General features: G+C 29.1%; 19 protein-coding genes. 13 read left to right on the top strand and 6 right to left on the bottom strand.

What is annotated here, in order from left to right; genetic code table 4:
* Window positions 1-7 precede the first annotated feature (7 nt).
* From EXC45_RS02985 to EXC45_RS02935, 11 genes are all read left to right on the top strand, one after another.
* The gene (locus EXC45_RS02985; protein ID WP_051616955.1) at window positions 8-340 is read left to right on the top strand and encodes a 4'-phosphopantetheinyl transferase superfamily protein; all 333 of its coding nucleotides are present in this window, start codon (window positions 8-10) and stop codon (window positions 338-340) included.
* Window positions 321-1091, top strand: coding sequence for a lysophospholipid acyltransferase family protein (locus tag EXC45_RS02980; protein WP_084272207.1), 771 nt, complete (start codon window positions 321-323; stop codon window positions 1089-1091). Before EXC45_RS02985 ends, EXC45_RS02980 begins: the two co-directional genes overlap by 20 nt.
* On the top strand, window positions 1081-1827 hold the full coding sequence (locus EXC45_RS02975) for a segregation/condensation protein A (RefSeq protein WP_036434419.1): 747 nt from the start codon (window positions 1081-1083) through the stop codon (window positions 1825-1827). Before EXC45_RS02980 ends, EXC45_RS02975 begins: the two co-directional genes overlap by 11 nt.
* The gene (gene scpB, locus EXC45_RS02970; protein ID WP_036434421.1) at window positions 1817-2389 is read left to right on the top strand and encodes an SMC-Scp complex subunit ScpB; all 573 of its coding nucleotides are present in this window, start codon (window positions 1817-1819) and stop codon (window positions 2387-2389) included. Before EXC45_RS02975 ends, scpB begins: the two co-directional genes overlap by 11 nt.
* Window positions 2390-2425: 36 nt before the next feature.
* Complete coding sequence (locus EXC45_RS02965) at window positions 2426-3268, top strand: RluA family pseudouridine synthase (RefSeq protein ID WP_129693791.1); 843 nt, start codon at window positions 2426-2428, stop codon at window positions 3266-3268.
* A gap of 11 nt (window positions 3269-3279) precedes the next feature.
* Complete coding sequence (locus EXC45_RS02960) at window positions 3280-3582, top strand: Asp-tRNA(Asn)/Glu-tRNA(Gln) amidotransferase subunit GatC (RefSeq protein ID WP_036434425.1); 303 nt, start codon at window positions 3280-3282, stop codon at window positions 3580-3582.
* A complete protein-coding gene (locus EXC45_RS02955) occupies window positions 3582-4898 on the top strand; it encodes an amidase family protein (protein ID WP_036434428.1) in 1317 nt (438 codons plus the stop codon). Before EXC45_RS02960 ends, EXC45_RS02955 begins: the two co-directional genes overlap by 1 nt.
* The gene (gene gatB / locus EXC45_RS02950; RefSeq protein ID WP_036434430.1) at window positions 4891-6318 is read left to right on the top strand and encodes an Asp-tRNA(Asn)/Glu-tRNA(Gln) amidotransferase subunit GatB; all 1428 of its coding nucleotides are present in this window, start codon (window positions 4891-4893) and stop codon (window positions 6316-6318) included. The genes EXC45_RS02955 and gatB overlap by 8 nt, the downstream gene beginning before the upstream one ends.
* Window positions 6299-7456 (top strand): YihY/virulence factor BrkB family protein, encoded by a 1158-nt coding sequence (locus tag EXC45_RS02945; protein ID WP_036434432.1) that lies wholly within the window; start codon window positions 6299-6301, stop codon window positions 7454-7456. Before gatB ends, EXC45_RS02945 begins: the two co-directional genes overlap by 20 nt.
* A 68-nt stretch (window positions 7457-7524) precedes the next feature.
* A complete protein-coding gene (tig, locus tag EXC45_RS02940) occupies window positions 7525-8850 on the top strand; it encodes a trigger factor (RefSeq protein ID WP_036434434.1) in 1326 nt (441 codons plus the stop codon).
* Window positions 8851-8926: 76 nt separating this feature from the next.
* Window positions 8927-10120, top strand: coding sequence for an IS3 family transposase (locus tag EXC45_RS02935; protein ID WP_129693790.1), 1194 nt, complete (start codon window positions 8927-8929; stop codon window positions 10118-10120).
* 134 nt (window positions 10121-10254) lie between these two features.
* On the opposite strand, the gene pyk is transcribed toward EXC45_RS02935, so the two are convergent.
* The 6 genes from pyk to EXC45_RS02905 all read right to left on the bottom strand — a co-directional run bounded on the left by pyk (window position 10255) and on the right by EXC45_RS02905 (window position 16094).
* Window positions 10255-11685, bottom strand: coding sequence for a pyruvate kinase (pyk, locus tag EXC45_RS02930; RefSeq protein ID WP_036434738.1), 1431 nt, complete (start codon window positions 11683-11685; stop codon window positions 10255-10257).
* 144 nt (window positions 11686-11829) lie between these two features.
* On the bottom strand, window positions 11830-12954 hold the full coding sequence (locus EXC45_RS02925; RefSeq protein WP_036434735.1) for an MAG1430 family protein: 1125 nt from the start codon (window positions 12952-12954) through the stop codon (window positions 11830-11832).
* Window positions 12935-13531: a ribosome biogenesis GTP-binding protein YihA/YsxC gene (yihA, locus tag EXC45_RS02920; protein WP_036434733.1), complete on the bottom strand. Its 597-nt coding sequence runs from the start codon at window positions 13529-13531 to the stop codon at window positions 12935-12937. Before yihA ends, EXC45_RS02925 begins: the two co-directional genes overlap by 20 nt.
* Window position 13532: 1 nt before the next feature.
* Window positions 13533-13961: a pantetheine-phosphate adenylyltransferase gene (coaD, locus tag EXC45_RS02915; protein WP_036434731.1), complete on the bottom strand. Its 429-nt coding sequence runs from the start codon at window positions 13959-13961 to the stop codon at window positions 13533-13535.
* Window positions 13951-15138, bottom strand: a complete 1188-nt coding sequence (locus EXC45_RS02910) for an acetate/propionate family kinase (RefSeq protein ID WP_036434730.1) — start codon at window positions 15136-15138, stop codon at window positions 13951-13953. Before EXC45_RS02910 ends, coaD begins: the two co-directional genes overlap by 11 nt.
* Window positions 15138-16094 (bottom strand): phosphate acetyltransferase, encoded by a 957-nt coding sequence (locus EXC45_RS02905; RefSeq protein ID WP_036434728.1) that lies wholly within the window; start codon window positions 16092-16094, stop codon window positions 15138-15140. The genes EXC45_RS02910 and EXC45_RS02905 overlap by 1 nt, the downstream gene beginning before the upstream one ends.
* 164 nt (window positions 16095-16258) lie before the next feature.
* Between EXC45_RS02905 and EXC45_RS02900 the strand changes: the two genes are divergently transcribed.
* On the top strand, window positions 16259-18724 hold the full coding sequence (locus EXC45_RS02900; protein WP_036434725.1) for a PfkB family carbohydrate kinase: 2466 nt from the start codon (window positions 16259-16261) through the stop codon (window positions 18722-18724).
* Complete coding sequence (locus tag EXC45_RS02895; RefSeq protein ID WP_036434723.1) at window positions 18717-19583, top strand: ROK family protein; 867 nt, start codon at window positions 18717-18719, stop codon at window positions 19581-19583. Before EXC45_RS02900 ends, EXC45_RS02895 begins: the two co-directional genes overlap by 8 nt.
* Window positions 19584-19753 lie beyond the last annotated feature (170 nt).

Genomic DNA, 19753 nt, shown 5'->3' with positions numbered 1-19753 from the left:
TAAAAATATGCAAAATATAGGGGTTGATTTAACACGAATTTCTCGTTTTAAAAACAAAAACTATCCGTTTGCACAACGAATATTATCTAATGAGGAATTAGAACAATTTCAAGAGTTAAATGAATATGAAAAAGTATTGTTTCTAGCTAGAGCCTGATGTATTAAAGAAGCAATCTTTAAAGCCAATAATGCTTATGCAGATTATTCAAAAATAACTCTTAAAAAAGAAAATAATAGATGAACATTTAAACAATTTAGCATTAGTATTTCTCATGAAGGCGATTTACTAATTGCCTTTGTAATAGACAATGGAGATAAATATGAAAAAAATAGCCTTTAGTCGAACTATCAAAAAAATCATTGCATCACCTGCATGGTTACTTAGAGTTAGAAAAATTATGTCAATGAATCATAAGTATAAAAAAGATTCTGAATCATTGAGTCCACAGTTTAGAAATGATTATTTTTTAAACTTGGCCAAAAAAATACTTAGATTAAACAATATTGATATTGAAGTTGTCGGTTTTGACAATGTCCCAAAAACTGGGGGAGTTCTTTTAGCTCCTAACCACAAATCTAACATGGATCCAGTCGCTTTACTTGCTACCTTAGAAAAACAAACATTTGAAGAAGGAAGCAGAAACAGAATTGTTAATTTTTTAGCCAAAGAAGAACTTAATAAAAACTTCTTAATTAAAAGAGTATTAAAGCTAACTGACTCAGTTGTGATTGACCGTAGTAATTTTAGAGAATCATTAACTAGATTGAACGAATTTGGAGAATTTATTAGAGTTAATAAAACTTTAGGTGTAGCTTTCCCTGAAGGAACCAGAGTTAAAGAGCAACAATTAGGTGATTTTAAATCAGGTCCTTTTAAAGTAGCAATTAGCAACTATTTAACCATTGTTCCAGTAGCAATTATCAATTCAGTTGAAGCTGATAATAAAAAACGTAAAGGAAGATTAAAAATTACAATTGCTTTCTTAAAACCCATTAAACCAATTAACTTCATTGGACAAGACGCTAAAGCATTAGCTCAAAGAGTTAAATCTTTAATTCAAGCGGAAATGAGCAAATATAATGAACAATAATTTAAATGAATATACTTTTAAAATTAACGAATTTGATGGTCCGCTCGACTTACTTTTAACTTTAGTAAAAGATAAAAAAATGAGTTTGTTTGATATTGATGTAGCTGAATTAGCCAGTCAATATTTGCAAATTATTAACCATCTAAAAGAAAATGAAATTGACATTGCCGGCGATTACTTATTAATGGCTGCGACCTTAATTCAACTTAAAGCTAAAATGGTACTTCAAGAGTCTGAAGTCGTTGAAGAAATTCAACAAGAAAAAGAAAGTTTAATTAAACAACTTGTTGAATACCAACAATTTAAGGAAATTAAAGAAGCACTTAAAACTTTTCAAGTTGAAAGAGAAGATATCTTTATTAAAAAACCAAGCAATATTGATGATTTCATTATAGATTCTGACGATTCGCGTTTAGACGGATTTTCAAACCCTACTAAACTAATTACTGTTTTAAGAAAAATGTTTGAACGTGTATACGCACAAAGATTGAGAACCACTACACTAGAAACCATTAAACTTACACCATCTGATCAATTTGCATTTATAAAAGATTTATTAGCAAAACATGATGTTGTCTCTTTTGAAATGGTGTTTAATCAACCTACAATCGGGCACTTTGTTATAACTTTATTGGCGATTTTAGATTTAGCAAGACAGCAACAGCTAATTATTGTTCAAGATGAACAATTTGGTGATATTACAATTAAAAAAGGAAGTGAATTCAATGAAAAATAAAGTTTTAGAAGCATTACTTTACATCCAAGGAGATGAAGGATTAAATTTAGAACAAGTCAAAGAAATTTTTTCTTTAAACACTATTGCTGAAGCTAAAAAAGTTATGGATGATTTTCATAAAGAATTTAACTCTCAAGATCGCGGACTAAAAGTCGTTTCTTTTAATGAAGTGTATAAACTAGCCACTCGTGAATCAGTTAAAGAATATGTTTCAAAAATGGTTACTGTTGTTAAAAAGCAAAGACTTTCTAATGCAGCTATTGAAGTAGCTGGAATTATTGCTTATAAACAACCAATCACCAAAAGCCAAATTAATGCCATTAGAGGACTTGCTTCAGAACAAGTGGTAAATACTTTACTAGTTAAAGGAATTATTGAGGAAGTAGGAATTTCACCTACACCCGGAAATCCTGTTTTATACGGAGTAACTAATAAATTTTACGATCACTTTAAAGTAAGAACTATGCGTGATTTACCGAAAATTAACGACTTTAATTATATTGAAGGTGTTGAAAACGAAAGCGCTGATTTTGATTTATTTACTAGCCAAAGAGAAGACTAACCTTTGGGTGTCTTTTTTTATTACAAAAGGAGAAAAATGTTTGAAATAAAAGCCACTGAAAACGATGCGACCCGAACATTGTTTAAAGTTTTGCAAAAATACTTGTCAAATTTACCAATTAGCAAAATTGAAAAGTTATTTCGCAAGAAAGATATTAAAGTCAATGGAAGCAGAAAAATCACAAAAGATTACAAAGTAAATGAGGGCGATCATATTGTTGTTTATGGAGTTGTGGATGTTGCAGAAGAAAAACCACAATATTCGCTAACAAATGAACTAAGCATCATTTACGAAGACGAAAACATCTTGCTAATTAACAAAAAAGCAGGAGTGGCCGTTCATGGTGAAGACAACTGTTTAGACAATCAAGTGCTAGCATACTTAAAGTTTGTTCAAAGCGATAGTTTTACCCCTAGTCACATAGGACGCTTAGATAAAGAAACAAGCGGTTTAATGGTATACGGAAAAAACTATGCAACTGTTAAACAATTAAATGAATCTAGACACGATCTTATTAAGAAATATCAATTTATGTCTGATTTTAATCCATCAAACAATAAGGTTGTATTGCATTTTTACAAAGATGCTCAAAGCGGTAAAATGAAAGTTTCCGCAAATCCTAAAGAAAATTCTAAGGAAGGAATTACATTATTTTATAGCGAAGGGAAACGTAAGATTGCTCAAATTTTAACCGGAAGAAAACATCAAATTCGTTTAACTTTAAAATATCTAAATGCACCAATTTACGGAGATCGCAAATATGGTGGTAAAAAAGCAGATCGCTTGATGCTTCATTCATATTATTTAAAATTTGCAGGTCTTAATGGAAAATTAAAATATTTAAATAATCGCGAGTTTTGAGCTCCTATTAAATGATAGAAAGGACAAATATGAAACAAATTACTAAAGAACAGTTAAAAGAAATTGTTTCTTCACTAATGATTGAACCAACAGAAGAAGTTTTAAATAACATTATTGAAAATTGAAACAATATTCAATTGGAACTAGAAAAACTTAACAAATTGGATTTAGAAAACGTTCAACCAATGTCGCATATTGATGAGTCATTAAAAATAGACTTTTTAAGAGAAGACATCGAAGATAGATCCTTCGCTATTACCAAAGAGGATATTCTAAAAAATGCGGCTGATAAAGATGATGATTACATAATAACATCAAGGGTGGTGAATTAATGAGTAAATTAAAAGTTTTAGGTAATTTTGAAACAGCAATTCAACAATTAAAAGCAGATCAAAACAATGCTGTAGCGACAGTGTTAGAATACAAAAAACATGGTGAAGGAATTTTAAATGATGCTGTTTTCACTCTTAAAGATGTTTACGCAACCAAAGAAGGAAAAGTAAGATCTTCTTCATTGATTTTAGATAATTTTGAACCTTCATATGAAGCTCACATTGTTACTAAATTATTACAAGCTGGAGCAATTATGGCAGCTAAAGTTAACAATGATGAACTTGCTTTAGGAGGAACAGGAAAACACAGTGCTTATGGATTAATTGTTAACCCTAAAGATAAAACTCGCTTAGTCGGAGGAAGTTCTTCTGGATCGGTTGCTACTTTTACTGATGCTATTTCTTTTGCTATCGGTAGCGATACTGGTGATAGTGTTAGATTGCCCGCTTCATACAATGGAGTTGTTGGTTTTAAACCTTCTTATGGAGCTATTTCGCGTTACGGAATGTTTGCATACGCTTCATCACTGGATACTGTAGCGTATTTTACTCATAATGTTAATGATTGTTTTTATGTCTCTAAAACTCTTTTTGGAAAAGATGCCAAAGATATGACATCAGTGGAGGTTCCTTTAAATGAACTTCAAAAACAAAAACCAAGTAAAATTATCGCTTTAGATTTTTCACAATTTTGCGATTTTGAAGTTAATGAGGCTTTTGATAAATTATTAAACAAGTTAAAAAGTGAGAATATTCAAGTTGAATTAATTAAACCTAATTTGGACATTTTAAGATCAATTAAGCCGGTTTATCAAGTAGTAAGCTTTTCTGAGGCTTCTTCTAATTTAGCTAACCTGACCGGTATTGCTTTTGGTGATAGAGTACCAGGAGACACTTATGAACAAATAATGACCCAAACTAGAAGTCAAAAATTTGGACATATGGTAAGCGAAAGATTAGCTCTTGGAAGTTACTTTTTATACAGCCAAAATCAAGAAGAAATTTTTGTTAAAGCCATGAAAGCTCGTAGAGTAATTAAAGATTATTTACACTCTCTTCATTCTCAAGCAGACATTGTAATTTACCCTTCATTTGCATCAATTGCCCCACAAATTGACAATCACCAATCTTATGATGTTATGGACTATATTTTAACAGGTTCAAATTTAGCAGGAAATCCATCTCTTTCAATTCCGCTAGGATTTAAAAACCAAATGCCTTTCAACTTAAATATTGATGCTCAAATTTATCATGATAATAAATTATTAAATCATGCTTTATATATTGAAGAATTAATAGGAGAAATAAATGACTAATTTTGAAACAATAATCGGAATTGAAATTCACATTGAGTTAAAAACTAAAACAAAGATGTTTTCTCCTGCAAAAATTGATTTTAGTGCCGCTCCAAACACTTGCGCTAACCAAATTGACTTAGCATATCCAGGAACTTTGCCATTAGTTAATAAACAAGCAGTTAAATATGCAATCGCATTTGCTAAAGCATTAAATATGGAAATTGATGATGAATTGCATTTTGATCGGAAAAATTACTTTTACCCAGATTTACCAAAAGGTTATCAAATTACTCAATTTTTCCGTCCTATTGGGAAAAACGGTTCAATTAAAATCAAAACATCTGATGGTTTAAAAGAAATTCAAATCGAAAGAATTCATCTAGAAGAAGATACCGCTAAACAAAATCATGATGCTGAAGGAACTAAATTAGACTACAACCGAGCTGGAACTCCATTAATTGAAATTGTTACTTATCCAGTTATTCGAAACGCTGAAGAAGCTGCTGCTTACATTGACATGATTAAAAAAACAGTTATGGCACTAGGTATTTCGGATGGAAAATTAGAAGAGGGTTCACTTAGAGCCGATATTAACATTTCACTACGTCCTTTTGGAGCCAAAGTATTTGGTACTAAAGTTGAAATTAAAAATATGAACTCATTATCAAATGTTAAAAAGGCCATTGAGTTTGAAATAAAACTTCAAAGAGAAAAACTTTTAAAAAATGAAGTGATTTTACAGCAAACCAAACGTTTTAATGACCAAAATAATACTAATGTTGTGATGAGAACTAAAACTGGAACAACTGATTATAAGTACTTTCCTGAACCAAACATTCCATTTATCAAATTATCTAAAGAATTTATTGATTCAGTGTTTATTCCTGAATTACCTTTAGAAAAAGAACAAAGATATTTAAATTCAAATATTGCTAACATTTATGTTCAAAGTCTTGTTGATGACATCGAAATGGCTCAATACTTCGATTTAATTGAATATCCTGATAAAGAAAAGCTATCAAAAGTATTTTTTGCTGAAGTTGTATCCCTTGCTAATTCCAAATCTAAACATATTAAAGAATTGAATATCAATCCAGCAAACCTTACCAAAGCTTTAGAGTTGCTTGATGCCGAAGTAATTTCAGGTAAGTCGCTCAAAAAACTAATTCCTTTATTGTGTAATTATCCTCAAGGTAATTTAGACGAATTGCTTGAAAAACATAATCTTAAACAAATTTCTGACCCGCAACAAATTCAAGAGATTGTATTAGAGATCGTTAACAATAACGAGCAACTTGTAAGCGAGTATCTTGATAGACCTGAAAGAGTTCTTAAGTTTGTTTTAGGGACATTAATGAAACAAACTGGAGGGCAAGTTAATCCAACATTAAGCGATAAAATTGCTAAAAAGGTTTTAGATGAAAGATTTAAAAACTAAAAACCCCTACAAAAAGTTACTTTCTTTTAAGTATCGTAAAAGAAAGTACTATAACTGGTCAATTAACCTTTTATGAGATGATCCATTTAAATATTTAGGCTTATGGTTTGATTTTATTCTTAAACTAGTTATTTATGTGTTTTCATGGTTTTTGACCTTTCCTGGGTTTCGTTATTTAAAATTACTTATTCCTGGGAAAAATCAAAGCTTTGAAGCTTTAGAAAAAATTAATGCTCTCCACCGAAAAAGACGTGGAGTAGTTGACATTGTATTTGCGAAATTTGTGTCCAAAGAGTTTAATTTCACTTGGCTAACTATTGCTTTTTACTTTTTAATTTCCTTCATTCCTATTATCTATATTATTTTCAATTTAAATATGCTGCTAGGATTTGTTGTGTATGGCAACTCTGAAAATCAAAGTGTTTTTAAAGAAAGATTTATCAATGGAACACTAAGTAATTTTTTGCCAGATGTAACCAACTACGTTGGGTCGGTAGAATTTTTTAAACTAACTAATGGTTCCTTAGATTTTTCAGCCCTAATTGGAAATGCTTTGTTTTTTATAACAACCTTGCTTTTTGCATCTACTGGATACGGTAAATTGGTTTCAGCAGTCAATTATATGTATGATCACAAAAAAATAGGTACTTATTTAGGTAATCGTGCTAAGGGAATGGGACTAGTGTTTTTAGTAAGTATTTTGCTGTGAGGTTTTTCTAACTTACAAACTTTTACAGAGGCGATTGTCACTGGAGATTTTAACTTATCAGCACATAAATCACCTACATTGAGTAAATTGTTTTTTGTATTTTGAACTAGCGCTTTCATTTTAAGTTTATTTATTTTAATCTTTAAACTTGCACCTAGTTTTCAAATCAAAATACGTCATATTTTAAGAGGTGCTATTTTTGCAACTATTCCCAATGTGATTTTTGTGATCGTATTTTCATTTTGAATTAATAATGCATTAAATTACAACAAATACGGAAGTATTGGATTTGTTTTAACATTGGCTTTCTTTATTACTTGATTTGTTAACTTAATGTTTTTAGGAATTTTATTTAATCAAGCCTACTATAAGATGTTTCACAATCAAAAAACCTACAATCGTGGTTCAATATTTTTTTACATCTACTAGCTTTATACGCTTAAATAAATTAAGAAATAATGTAAAATATACATATATTTTAAAAAGGAGATATTTTTATGTTTACAACTAACTTAGATAAACAAAAACAATCATTATCAGTAACTGTAACAATTGCTGAAAACGAATTTCTTCCTGAATTCGAAAAAAGATTTAAAGAAGCTTTAAAAACTGTTAAAGTTCCAGGATTTAGACCAGGAAAAGCTCCTTTAAAAGAACTAGAAGCAAGAGTAAATTATCAAGCTATTCACTCAGCAACAGTTGATCATTTTGCTAGAAAATACTACGCGCAAGCAATTGAAGAAGCACAAAAATCAGCTAAAGAAAATAATGTTTCTGTTTTACCACTTCCAGCTAATGTAACAGTTGAAGAATCAAAAGAAAACAAAAGCGATTTATTAATTTCTTTCACAGTTTCACTTGCGCCTAACTTAAAAGAAGTTGAACTTTCAAAATTAAATGTATCACTTGAATTTACACCTGTAGATGCAGAAAAATTACTTCACGAATTTGCTTCAAGATTTGGTTCAAACCAATTATTTGATGGTTCAGAAAACGCTGATGAAGTTACTAAATCTGGAGATACAGCTTTAATTGATTTTAAAGGATTTATCAACAACGAACCATTTGAAGGCGGAGAAGCTCAAGAATACGAATTAAAACTTGGATCAAATTCATTTATTCCTGGTTTTGAAGATCAATTAATTGGGAAAAAAGCTAAAGAACAAGTTGATGTAAAAGTAACTTTCCCAAAAGATTATTATGTAGAAGACTTTAGAAACAAAGAAGCTGTATTTGAAGTAAAAATTCACAGCTTCACAAGAGCAAAAGAAGTTGAATTAAACGAAGAATTTTTCAAAAACATGCCAATGTTAGGAGTTTCATCTAAAGAAGAGCTTCAAGAATTGCTTGTAAATAGAGAAAACATTCAACAATTCAACGCAACATTAGATACATATTTCAAAAATTTAATTGAAGAACTTGTTAAAGCTTCAAACCTTGTATTACCTGAAGTTTTATACAAAGATAAATTTGAAAAATTACAAAAAAACTTTAATGATTCACTTAAACAATTCGGTGTGAAAAAACACGAATACTTAAAACTTGTTAAAACAACCGAAGAAAAAGTGGAAGCTGAATTAAAAGAAGCTGCTGCAAAAGAAGCTAAAAACGAATTTGCAATGCAATATTTACTTGGTGAATTTGGTCAACACGAAATTAAAGATGAAGACGTTAAAGATGTAAATTACAAATTTGCTTTTGCTGATGAAAACGTTAAGAAAAACAACTTATACTTAAAAAACCTTGTGGTGAATGTATTAAAACAAGCTAACCCATCATTAGTTGACAAAGTTGAAAAAGCTTACTCTGACTTATTGAAATAATAAATAATAAAACGTAAACTAGGACAAGAAAATTGGACATTCTTGTCCTTTTTATATAATCTTTATAGGAGAAATTATGAAACAGTTAAAACCTATAGAATGAAAAGAATGATTTAAGTTATATCAAAATTATAAATCTAACATAATTTCATACAGTGAATATGTATTTTTGACTAAAAGCCAGTTTCAAAAAGATTGAAGAAACCCTTATGTTAGATCTTGATTTAGAAAAAAATATAAATGATTTCAAACTAATGAAGATGTTTTGGTATCTAAAACAGGAACTGCCCCAAAGAAAGGAAAGGGTTCTGGAAGACCTTTAAAAAGACCTGACCCTAGTCAATACTCAAGAACAGATCTAGAAGAAATAGTGAAAATATACAGAGAGATTTTTCCAGAAATATCTGAAAAAGAAATTAAAAAAAGAATTAAAAATAAAGGCAAAAAATTAAGTGCCAAAGTTTTAACTCAAGAATTTGGAATCCCGAAATCTACATATTATTACAGACTTAACTCAAAAGGAAGAAGTTTTACTGAAGATAAAGAAACAATTGATTTGATTGTTAAATCTTTCTTTGAAAATAAATCAAGATACGGTAGAAAAAGACTTGAAATTTATATTCTTAAAAAATATGGTAAATGCATAAATTACCGAAAAATCGGGAGAATTATGCAAAAACTCAACTTAAAATGTTCTACTCGTATTCCAAAAAGAAAAAGAGAAATTAAAAACTTAAATGTTAAATTTCAAGATTTGGTAAAACGAGATTTTTCCGGAAAAACAAACAATATTATTGCTACAGATGTTTCATACATTCCTAATATTTATAGTGAAATGGGTAATCATCTTTATCTATCCATAGCAATTCATCACAAAACCAAGAAAATAATAAATTGAAATTTGAGCAAAAACAATGATTTAGATTTAGTCATAAATCATATAAAACATATTAAATTCGATCGAGAATGAATAATTCATTCAGATCATGGTTTTCAATATTCTTCAAAAGAGTATCAAAAGATCATTTCTGAAAATAATGGAAAAATATCAATGGGAAGAATTGGAAACTCATTAGATAATAGAGAAGCAGAATATTTTTTCTCAGTTATTAAAAGTGAATGTTTAAATGACCCCAAAGTAAAATATATGAAATTTGAAGAATTAAATGAATTAATAACAAACTATATTAATTGATACAATAATGATAGATTTCAATCTCAAATAGATTGAAAAACACCTCAACAATGTTGAGATGTGTGTGTTTTTTAAACTGTCCAACTTTTGTGTCCTAGTTTAATGACACCGTCCAATAGGATGGTTTTTTTATGCCTTATCATAACTTTAAAGTAATTCTTACTTCAAAAAAAGAATAATAAAAAGCAAGACAAGCTTGCTCTTTGAAATTATTTAACAACGTGTTCTGTAATTTTTGTGTTTTCCACAACAAGGTATTTATCACCTTTTTGAGCGTTAAATGGCATCAATGCTCTTTCAGCTTTTTCGTGATCAGCTTTAATTTCTTCAAATAATGAATCTGAATCTACTGATACATATACACCTGAGTATACACCAAATGCATTAACAAGTAATGAATCACCAACAACTCCAACTACAGTAGCGTTAGGTCTGAATTTAGCGATTTGTTTAAGTAATGTACCTGTTTTTGAAAGAACAACAACAAATTTGTATTCTCCAGTTTTTGAACGGTTTGCTGTTGAGTAAGAAATTAATGTTCTTACATCATTTGCATCTGAGTTTTTAAGGTTTAAATCAAGTTGTGTGTCGTAGTATTGTTTTGAATAAAATTCTTTTTCAGCTTTTTTGCTAATTGCTGTCATGGTTTTAACTGCTTCAAGAGGGAATGAACCATTAGCACTTTCTCCTGAAAGCATAGTTGAGTCAGCTCCAAGCTCTACCGCATAGTAAACGTCAGTTACTTCAGCACGAGTTGGGTGTGGTGAATTTTCCATTGAATCAAGCATTTGAGTTGCTACAATAACTGGTTTACCAGCTTCACGACATTTTCTGATCATTCTTTTTTGGTAGTAAGGAACATCGTAGTAAGGAATTTCTAATCCTAAGTCTCCACGTGCAACCATAATTCCATCAGAATATTTAATAATTTCATCGATGTTTTTTACACCTAAGTGAGATTCAATTTTTGAAATGATTTGAACGTGTTTTCCACCGTTTTCGTCAAGTAATTTTCTAAGTTCTAAAACATTTTTTCCTGAATTAACAAATGATGCTGCAACATAGTTAATTCCTGATTTAATTCCAAAAATAACATCGTTAATATCTTTTTCAGCTAAGAAAGGTAAGCTGAAATCAACTCCTGGTAAATTAATACGTTTGTTAGTTTTAAGTTTGTGAGTATTTTCAGCTCTAACTTTAACGTATCCTTCTCCAACTTCTTCAACTACTGTTGAAAGTTTTCCGTCATCAAGCAACACTTGGTTACCAACAACAAGGTCTTTTGACATATCGTAAGCAACTGTGATTTCTTGGTCAGTTCCTTCTAATGTTTGGTATTTGTCAGCTGTTGAATACACAGTAACTAAACTTCCGGCTTTAATTACTTGTGCACCATCTTTCATTTTTCCAACTCTAATTTCAGGACCTTTAGTATCAAGCATTGTTGATACAGGTACTTTTAAATCTTCTGATACTTTTTTTGCCAATACAAATTTGTTTAATTGTTCAGCATGATCACCATGTGAAAAGTTGGCTCTAACACATGTTACACCATTTTCAACAAGTGAACGTAGCACGTCATAGTTGTCACTTGAAGGACCAATAGTAGCAACTAATTTTGTTCTCTTTTGAATATTCATCTTTTACTGTACTCCTTTAAAATAATGTTAATTAAATTTTACCAAGTTAGTTTTTCACTATATTTGAAAATCTAAAAATGTTGGGTCATAAAAGGTAATTATTCCATAAAATTTTATATAAAACAGAGCATTTGCCCTGTCTAATTATGAGTTTTGTTTTAAAGCTGTTTTATCAATTGATATTTCATCTACATATTCAAGTAAGTCATTGGAATTTAATACATAGTATTTAAAAATATATTTATTGTCTGTTTCACTAATTGATTCAGAAATACGAGCTTTGAATTCATCTGGAATATGATTTAGTTTCAGTGATGAGAAAGTTAGTGTTGACTTATTAAAGCTGTTTTTAATATCAGCTAGTGTTAATTCAGATAAATCTTTTGTTGCACCACTTAAAGTAACTTGGGTAGCTCATGTATTTTTAATTTCAAAGTATTTACCTAAATCAACTTCAAATTCTTTTGCGTTAATGTATTCTTTTTCACCAGTAAATATTTGTGTTGAATATAATTTTTTTTGAGTTGCAGCATTAACTTTTAACTGCAACGCTGGAGCAATTTTAAGTTTATTTTGATCAAAACTAATTGAACTTAATTCTAAATTCACTATAGCAGAATTAGATAGGTCAAATTCTACAAATGAGTTTATTAATTGTGCTTTATCTTCATTGGATGAGGAGTTATATTTTTGTTTAAGTTCTTCAACATTTTTAAAAGGTATTAAGCCTTCCATGTTTAATCGAGCAGAATTAATAAATAGGTATTTTTTATTTTCTTCAAAAGTTACTTTTTTAAATCCACTAACTTTAAAAACATGGTCAACAACTTTAGGCGATGAGGTTGTTGAAGCTATTTCTCTTAAAGAAACTTTTAAATACAATTCTCCTTCAAGGTCGTTGGCAAAAGATGAAAAATCAATAATATATTTATCTTTAAAGTAATTAAGAAAAGTACCATTGGCATCTTTTAAAATAAAGTCTTTTGTTTGTAATTCTTCATCTGACGCAAGACGTTTAAAAATAAGTTCATCAGTTCAGTAGTTATTTGATACTTGAACATTAGTTGTTGAATTTACAGTAGCATAACTTGAAGCTAGATTGCTTTTAGCAGAATCAGATGCATTTAAAGAAAAATTATTCAGCAAAATTTTGGTGTCACTTTTTTTAGTTGTAGATAATGTCACTGCAGTTGCAACTACAGCACTACCAAGTACGACTGTAGCACCTAAAGCCAAAAACATTTTTGTCTTAAAATTGAATGTTTTCATCATTTTCTCCTAATATTTGAGTAATAAAATTGCTCAAATCAGCTATCCCAAATTTTGTTTCGCTAGACACAAAATACGTATTGCTAAAATTACATTCTTTACTTCATTGCTGATTATTTTTTATGAGTTTGCTTTTTTCTGATTGTTTTAGTTTATCTATCTTGGTATATACAACACTAAAAGTTATTTTATTTAAAGCTAAAAATTGAATAATTTGCATATCAATTTTAGTTAAACCATGACGTGCATCGATTAATAAAAACAAATTAACTAAATTAGGTCTTTGAGTTAAATATTCTTCAATCATCAGCATCATTTGTTGCTTTTGGGTTTGAGATAATTTAGCATATCCATAACCAGGTAAGTCAACAAAGACAGCATTAAACTCATTCTCAAAAAAATTAATTAGTTGTGTTCTTCCGGGTGTTTTTGAAACTCTAGCAAGTTTTGAATTATTTGTTAAAGCATTTATTAAACTACTTTTACCTACATTTGAACGTCCTCAAAAAGCCACTTCATTATTAGAGTGATCGTATCAATTTGATCTATTTGAAGAGGATTTAACAAATTTAAACATACTAAATCTTTAATCTTTCTTTGTGTCGTATTAATGTGGATGAATATTTAATGCTTTTGTAATTAGGCATAATTAAAATAGTTTCTAAATGCTTATTTAGATGTTTATTCCCAGCAGCTAATTCAATTTCATAATTAAAATCTTTAATATTACGAGCGCTACGAATAATATACCTTGCTTTCAGTTTTTTAGCAAAAACAGCTGTCAACTCATTTTCATTTATTAAAACAGTAACATTTTTAAACTTTTGAAGCTGTTGGTTAACAAAATTGTAACGATCAATAATATTGCTTTGGTTATCTTTATCGGGATTATTAGTCACTATTACATAAACATGTTCAAATAAATCAATTGCTTTTTTGAGAATTTGTTTGTGTCCTTCGTGAAAAGGGTCAAATGAACCCGGATAAATGGCTATATTATTTTTCATATAGTTTTAAGGCGTCTTGAGCGATTAATAACTCTTCGTTTGTTCTAATTACATAAACGGGAATTTCGCTTTCAGGAGCACTAATTAATTGGTATTCTCCGATTTTTCCTTCGTTGATTTCTTTGTTTAATACAATATTTCTAAAAAATAATTTATTTACAATTTTTTCTCTAACACGAAAGGCGTTTTCACCAATTCCTGCAGTAAATACTAATGCATCAATTTTTCCGCCTAATTTATTAAAGTACATAGCTGCATAATCAGCAATTTTTTGTGAGTATAAATCTAGAGCAAAGATTGCATCTTCATTTCCTTGAAGAGCTTGTTCAGTAACGTCTCTCATATCTGAAGAAATACCTGAAACACCTAACAATCCACTTTCTTTATTTAACATGTTAGTAAATTCTTCAATGCTCATTTTGTTTTGTCTCATAACAAACTCATGAATTGAAGGATCAATATCTCCAGAACGAGTTCCCATCATAATACCAGCAAGAGGAGTAAGTCCCATTGAAGTGTCAAATGATTTAGAATCTTTAACCGCACAAAGAGAAGCACCATTTCCAATGTGCATATTAACGAAAGTTACTTTGTCTTTATTTAAAATTTCTTGAAGTTTTAAAGTAATAAATCTGTGGCTAATTCCATGTGCACCATAGCGCTTAATTTTATATTTTTCACTAATTTGTTTTGGAATTGGATAAGTTGAATTTACTTTATCAATAGTGGTGTGAAAAGCAGTATCAAAGTTAGCACTTAGTTTAGCATCAGGGAAAACTTTTTTAAATCCATTCATTGCTTGCACAGCTCCTGGGTTATGTAAAGGAGCATAAATTGAACAAAAGTCAATAGTTTTAATAGCTTCTTCATCAATTTTTGATGACTTTTTAAAGAATTCTCCACCTTGAACAACTCTAAATCCAATGTATTCAATTTCGCTTTTATCTTTAATTAAGCTGATTTCTTGCATTAATTTATACACTTCTTCAACGGCTACTTCATGGTTTGGCATCTTTACCACTTTTTCGTGTTTTTGAGTGGTTTTAATTGTTATGTTTCCTTCAGGTAAGGTAATTCTTTCTGCTAAACCTGTTGCAATAACTTCTAATGTATCCTTTTCAAATAAACTCATTTTAATTGAGCTACTTCCGGCATTAATAACTAAAACCTTACTCATTATTTATCTCCTTGACTTTGTAATGCGGTAATTAAGACTGTATTTACTACATCATTTACAGTTGATCCTCTTGAAAGATCGTTAACTGGTTTTTTAGTTCCAACTACAACTGGACCAATTGCTCCATATCCTGCAAATCTTTGCACAAGTTTATATCCTATGTTTCCTGCGTTTAAATCAGGGAACACTAAAACATTAGCAGGTTCTTGATATGATTGATCTTTGTATTTTGCATTTCTAATTTCTAAATCAATTGCAGCATCAAGCTGAACTTCTCCAATTGCTTTAGTTTCTGATTTTTCATTATATAAATCAGTAGCTGCTTTTACAAGTTCGGATTCAGGTGTTTTTGCTGAAAAACTAGTTGAAAAACACAAGAAAGCTACTTTAGGGTCAAATCCCATTTGTTGAGCAAAGTCACGTGCGTTTGCTCCGATTTCAGCAAGTTGTTCTGCAGTTGGTTTTACGTTTACTGAAATGTCAGAGAAAATATAGTTTTTTTCTTCTTTGTGCATAATCATTGCAGAAGAAATTGTTTTGGTACCTGGTTTTGGACCAATTGCTTTAAAGGCAGCTCTTAAAATATCAGCTGTGGCATATTTTAATCCTCCAACAACTCCATCTGCTTCATTTAAAGCTAAAAGCATCATTGCATAAAAAGGTCTTGTATTAAGTGCTTTTTGTGCTTGTTCTAAAGTTTCTTTTCCTTTTCTTAATTCAAGATATTGGTTAGTTAAATATTCCAATTTAGCTTGATCAGCATAAATGTTGACAAAATTTAAACCTTCTACTTTATCTTCGTCTTTTTCAACTAATAAAATGGTTTTAATGTTTGAATGTTTTTCAAGTTCTTTAGCAGCTTGAACCATTCTTTTGTCATCTCCATCAATTAAAACGATAGTCTTTGCATTTGGTAATTCACTAACTTTTTTTTGTAATAATAATTCAAAGTTCACTGTATCTCCTTCAGTTGTAATATATACTATTTCTATTTTATATTTTTATGCAATTTTAGTGATAAAAAAGATGCATAAAAGTTCCAGTTTTCTTGATTTGTCATACTTTTGAAACTATAGGTATTTACAAATTTAAAATAAGTTAAAATTTATAAAGAATAATTATGAAAAATAAAAAATTACTAGAATACAAAAAACAATTAAATTTGATTAATAAAATTGCTTCTTCGCACTATTATTGTGCTAAAAAACCATTTTTAAACAAATCTCAAATAAAAATAAATCACCAACTTTTTAAAAATAGTCCTTTTAAAAATTTATTACACTTGCATCCTTATTCGGGGTTGTTAAATGATCCTAACGGTTTGTTCTTTTATGATGGGTGATATTACATTTTTTACCAAAATGTACCAGATATAGCTGTTCATAAGCTAAAAAACTGAAGGGCTTATAAAACAAAAGATTTTATTAAGTATCATGATTTAGGAATTATTATTTCTCCTTCTAATTTAACCGATAAAGACGGTGTCTTTAGCGGAGGAGCGTTGGTTTATCAAAATAAAATTTATTTATATTACACTGGTAACTCTGATACAAAATCTAAATTTAAACTTGTTAATAATGAATATACCAACGTTGTTGAATTTAATCCTCAAACTAACAAAATTAGTAATAAAAAAACTTTGTTTAAAGTTAACAAAAAACTCTTTACTAACGATTTTCGCGATCCTAGACCTTTTTACAATGATAATGATCAAAAAATATATCTTTTCCATGGAGCTCAAAAAAGATTTACAAAAAAAGGTGCAGTTGCGCTTTATTCTTCAAGCAAGCCTGATAAAGATTTTCAATATTTAGGAAACATTAAGTTTGAAAATGACTATTTAAATTTCCAAGATGCTTACATGTTTGAATGTCCTGATTTTTTTAGAGTAGGTAACAAAGATGTGTTGAGTTTTTCAACCCAAGGTGCTTACTATTTTGGAAAAAACAACCAAAAACGTGATGTTGTTGTCATGATAATTGGTAAAATGGATTTTAATTCGCTAACATTTAAAATCGAAAATATTCAATTTGCTGATTTAGGGACTGAGTTTTACGCTCCACAATCTTTCAATAACACAAACCAAACAATATATCTAGGTTGAGCCGCATCTCCTGAAGATGTGGAAGTTGGAAATTTTAAATATCAAAATGCACACTTTTTAAATATTCCAAGAATCTTTGAGTTAAGCAATAATAAACTACTTCAGAAATATCATCCTTTTATTAAAGAATTAATTCAAAAAACGCAACAAAACGTTCAAGAACTCAAATGAGAAAACCAACCTTTATTAATTCAAGCTGAAAATAACAGTGATTTTGAATTAATAATCAAAAATAACTTGGGTGATTGATTATCATTGAAATATAAACAAAATACATTAACTTTAGATCGTTCGAACATGTCTTATTTAATCAATCCTGAATCAGGACTAATTATTACAAGAAATATTAATATAAATAATTTCGAAATGATTTTAGATAAAACTTACTGTCAAATTTTCATCAACAACGGAGAAGAAGTTTTTTCATTTAAATATTTCATTAATAGCGAAGTTTATTATAAATTTAATAATATCAATGTCACCGTGAATCATTTAAAAGGTTTTAATTATGATTTAGAAAATATTTTTGAACCTAGATTGTTGGTTTTAGGAGAATCAACTGTTCATAAATTTGAAAATGAACTTTTTAAAGTTGAATATCTTTCTGGGGCCGGACTAAGTACGGCAACTACTGCTGCATTAATTAACAATAGTGTCTACTTAGCTTCTCTTTTAGGTAAAGACACAATGGGCAATAAGCTTGTTTCGTTTGCAAGAACCAATAATATTAATTCAAAATATTTACTACAAAAAGAAAAAGTTAAAACCAAAACTTTAAACAATAATTCTGATTATCAAACTATTGCAGAGCTTAACTTGTGATCTAACACTTCTAAAGATTTGTTTTTTAATTTTGAAGATAATTTTGATGTACTACTTATAAACTCTAACTTTATGTTTTTGAACCCTAAACAAGAATTAGAATATTTAAGCGTTTTAAAAACTGTCAAACAGCAAAATAAACTAGTAGCATTCAAAGTTAATTTAAATTCCAAATTCTATCCTTTAGTCACCAAACAACTTAAAGAGAAAGTTTTTAAATTCATTAGAAATTCACACATTATTCAACTTAGTTTTAATGAATTTAAATTACTTTTTGAATGTGAAATTAATCAATTTAATGACATAATCAAAGAGAATAAATGAAGCAAAAAAATCTTTTTAATCACTTTTGAAGAACATGGGACAATTGTGTTTGTAAGCAAAGAAAATACCTTAGTTCCAAATCTAGAACGTAAATACATTAGTCATAAAGCCACAAATAATGTTTCTTTTGGATTTTTTGTTGCTTTATTTGCTGAGCATAACTTTAAATTAAATAATTTAAAATTAAAAGATATTTACTATTTAATTTTAAAAGCTAACATTGCAGCATCGCTAACTTCTCAAAAAAGAGGTTATGCTCAATCTATTCCGACATTAGAATCAATTGAGAAAGAATTCAATAAATATATAATAAAACAAGAGGTGAAAAATGTATAAAAAAGCAGTTGTAGACATTGGTGGTACAAACACTCGTTTTGCCATCATTGATAATGGACAAATTATTTTTAAAGAAAAATTCTCAACTAACTCAAATAATGCTTATGAAACTTTAGAAAAAATAATTGCGCTAGCAACAAAACATCAAATTTCTGCATTAGCTATGTGTTTACCTGGACCTGCAGATTATAAAAACGGAATTATTTTAGATACTCCAAATCTACCTAGTTGAAGACACTTGAATGTAAAAGCACACATTCTAAACAATTCTAATGTTAAGGTAGTTGTGTGTGAAAACGATGCTAACGCCGCTGGACTAGGAGCTCACAACAAATATAACATTAGTGGAACTCATACTCAGTTTTTCACATTAAGTACTGGATTTGGTGGAGGATTAATTATTGATAATAAAATTGTTGTAGGACATAATTATCAAGCTCAAGAAATTGCCAAAATGCCTTTAGGACCACACAAAGAACCTTTCTTTCACTTAAGTCCTTATGCAAGTGAAATTTATCTTTCAGGTTCAGGATGAGCTTTACAAGCTCAAAATAAAGGCATTAACGCTAGTGCTAAAGATGTATTGACCGATTATAAAGCAAACAAAGATTATGCTGTTGAAATTATTAATAATGCAGTTGAAACATTAACTAAAGCTATCGCCATTACAGCTGCTTTTGTAAATCCTAATTTAATTGTTTTTAGCGGGCCTATTTCTGTTAATGCTCCTTTTATTATTCAAGAAGCATTCAATAAAGCCAAAGAATTAATGTGATCTTCACAAGCACAAGTTTTAGATTTTAAAATTGATGATCTTGGAGAAGATTTAGCATTATTTGGTTTAAACGAATTAATTTAAAATCTCTTTATAAAGGGATTTTTCTTTTGTGTTTTAATACCGTAAAATGTGGAATTTAAGCTGAGAAATGTTTTTTAAAAAACTTTAAAAAAACATAATTTTACTGTAAAATAAACTGACAATTTTATTCTAAAGGCTTAAAATAAGTTTTTTAATATTTTAATATAATT

The organism is Mycoplasmopsis columboralis, from assembly GCF_900660675.1.
Lineage (GTDB): Bacteria > Bacillota_I > Bacilli_A > Mycoplasmatales > Metamycoplasmataceae > Mycoplasmopsis > Mycoplasmopsis columboralis.
This window is presented reverse-complemented; position numbering and strand designations above follow the sequence as displayed.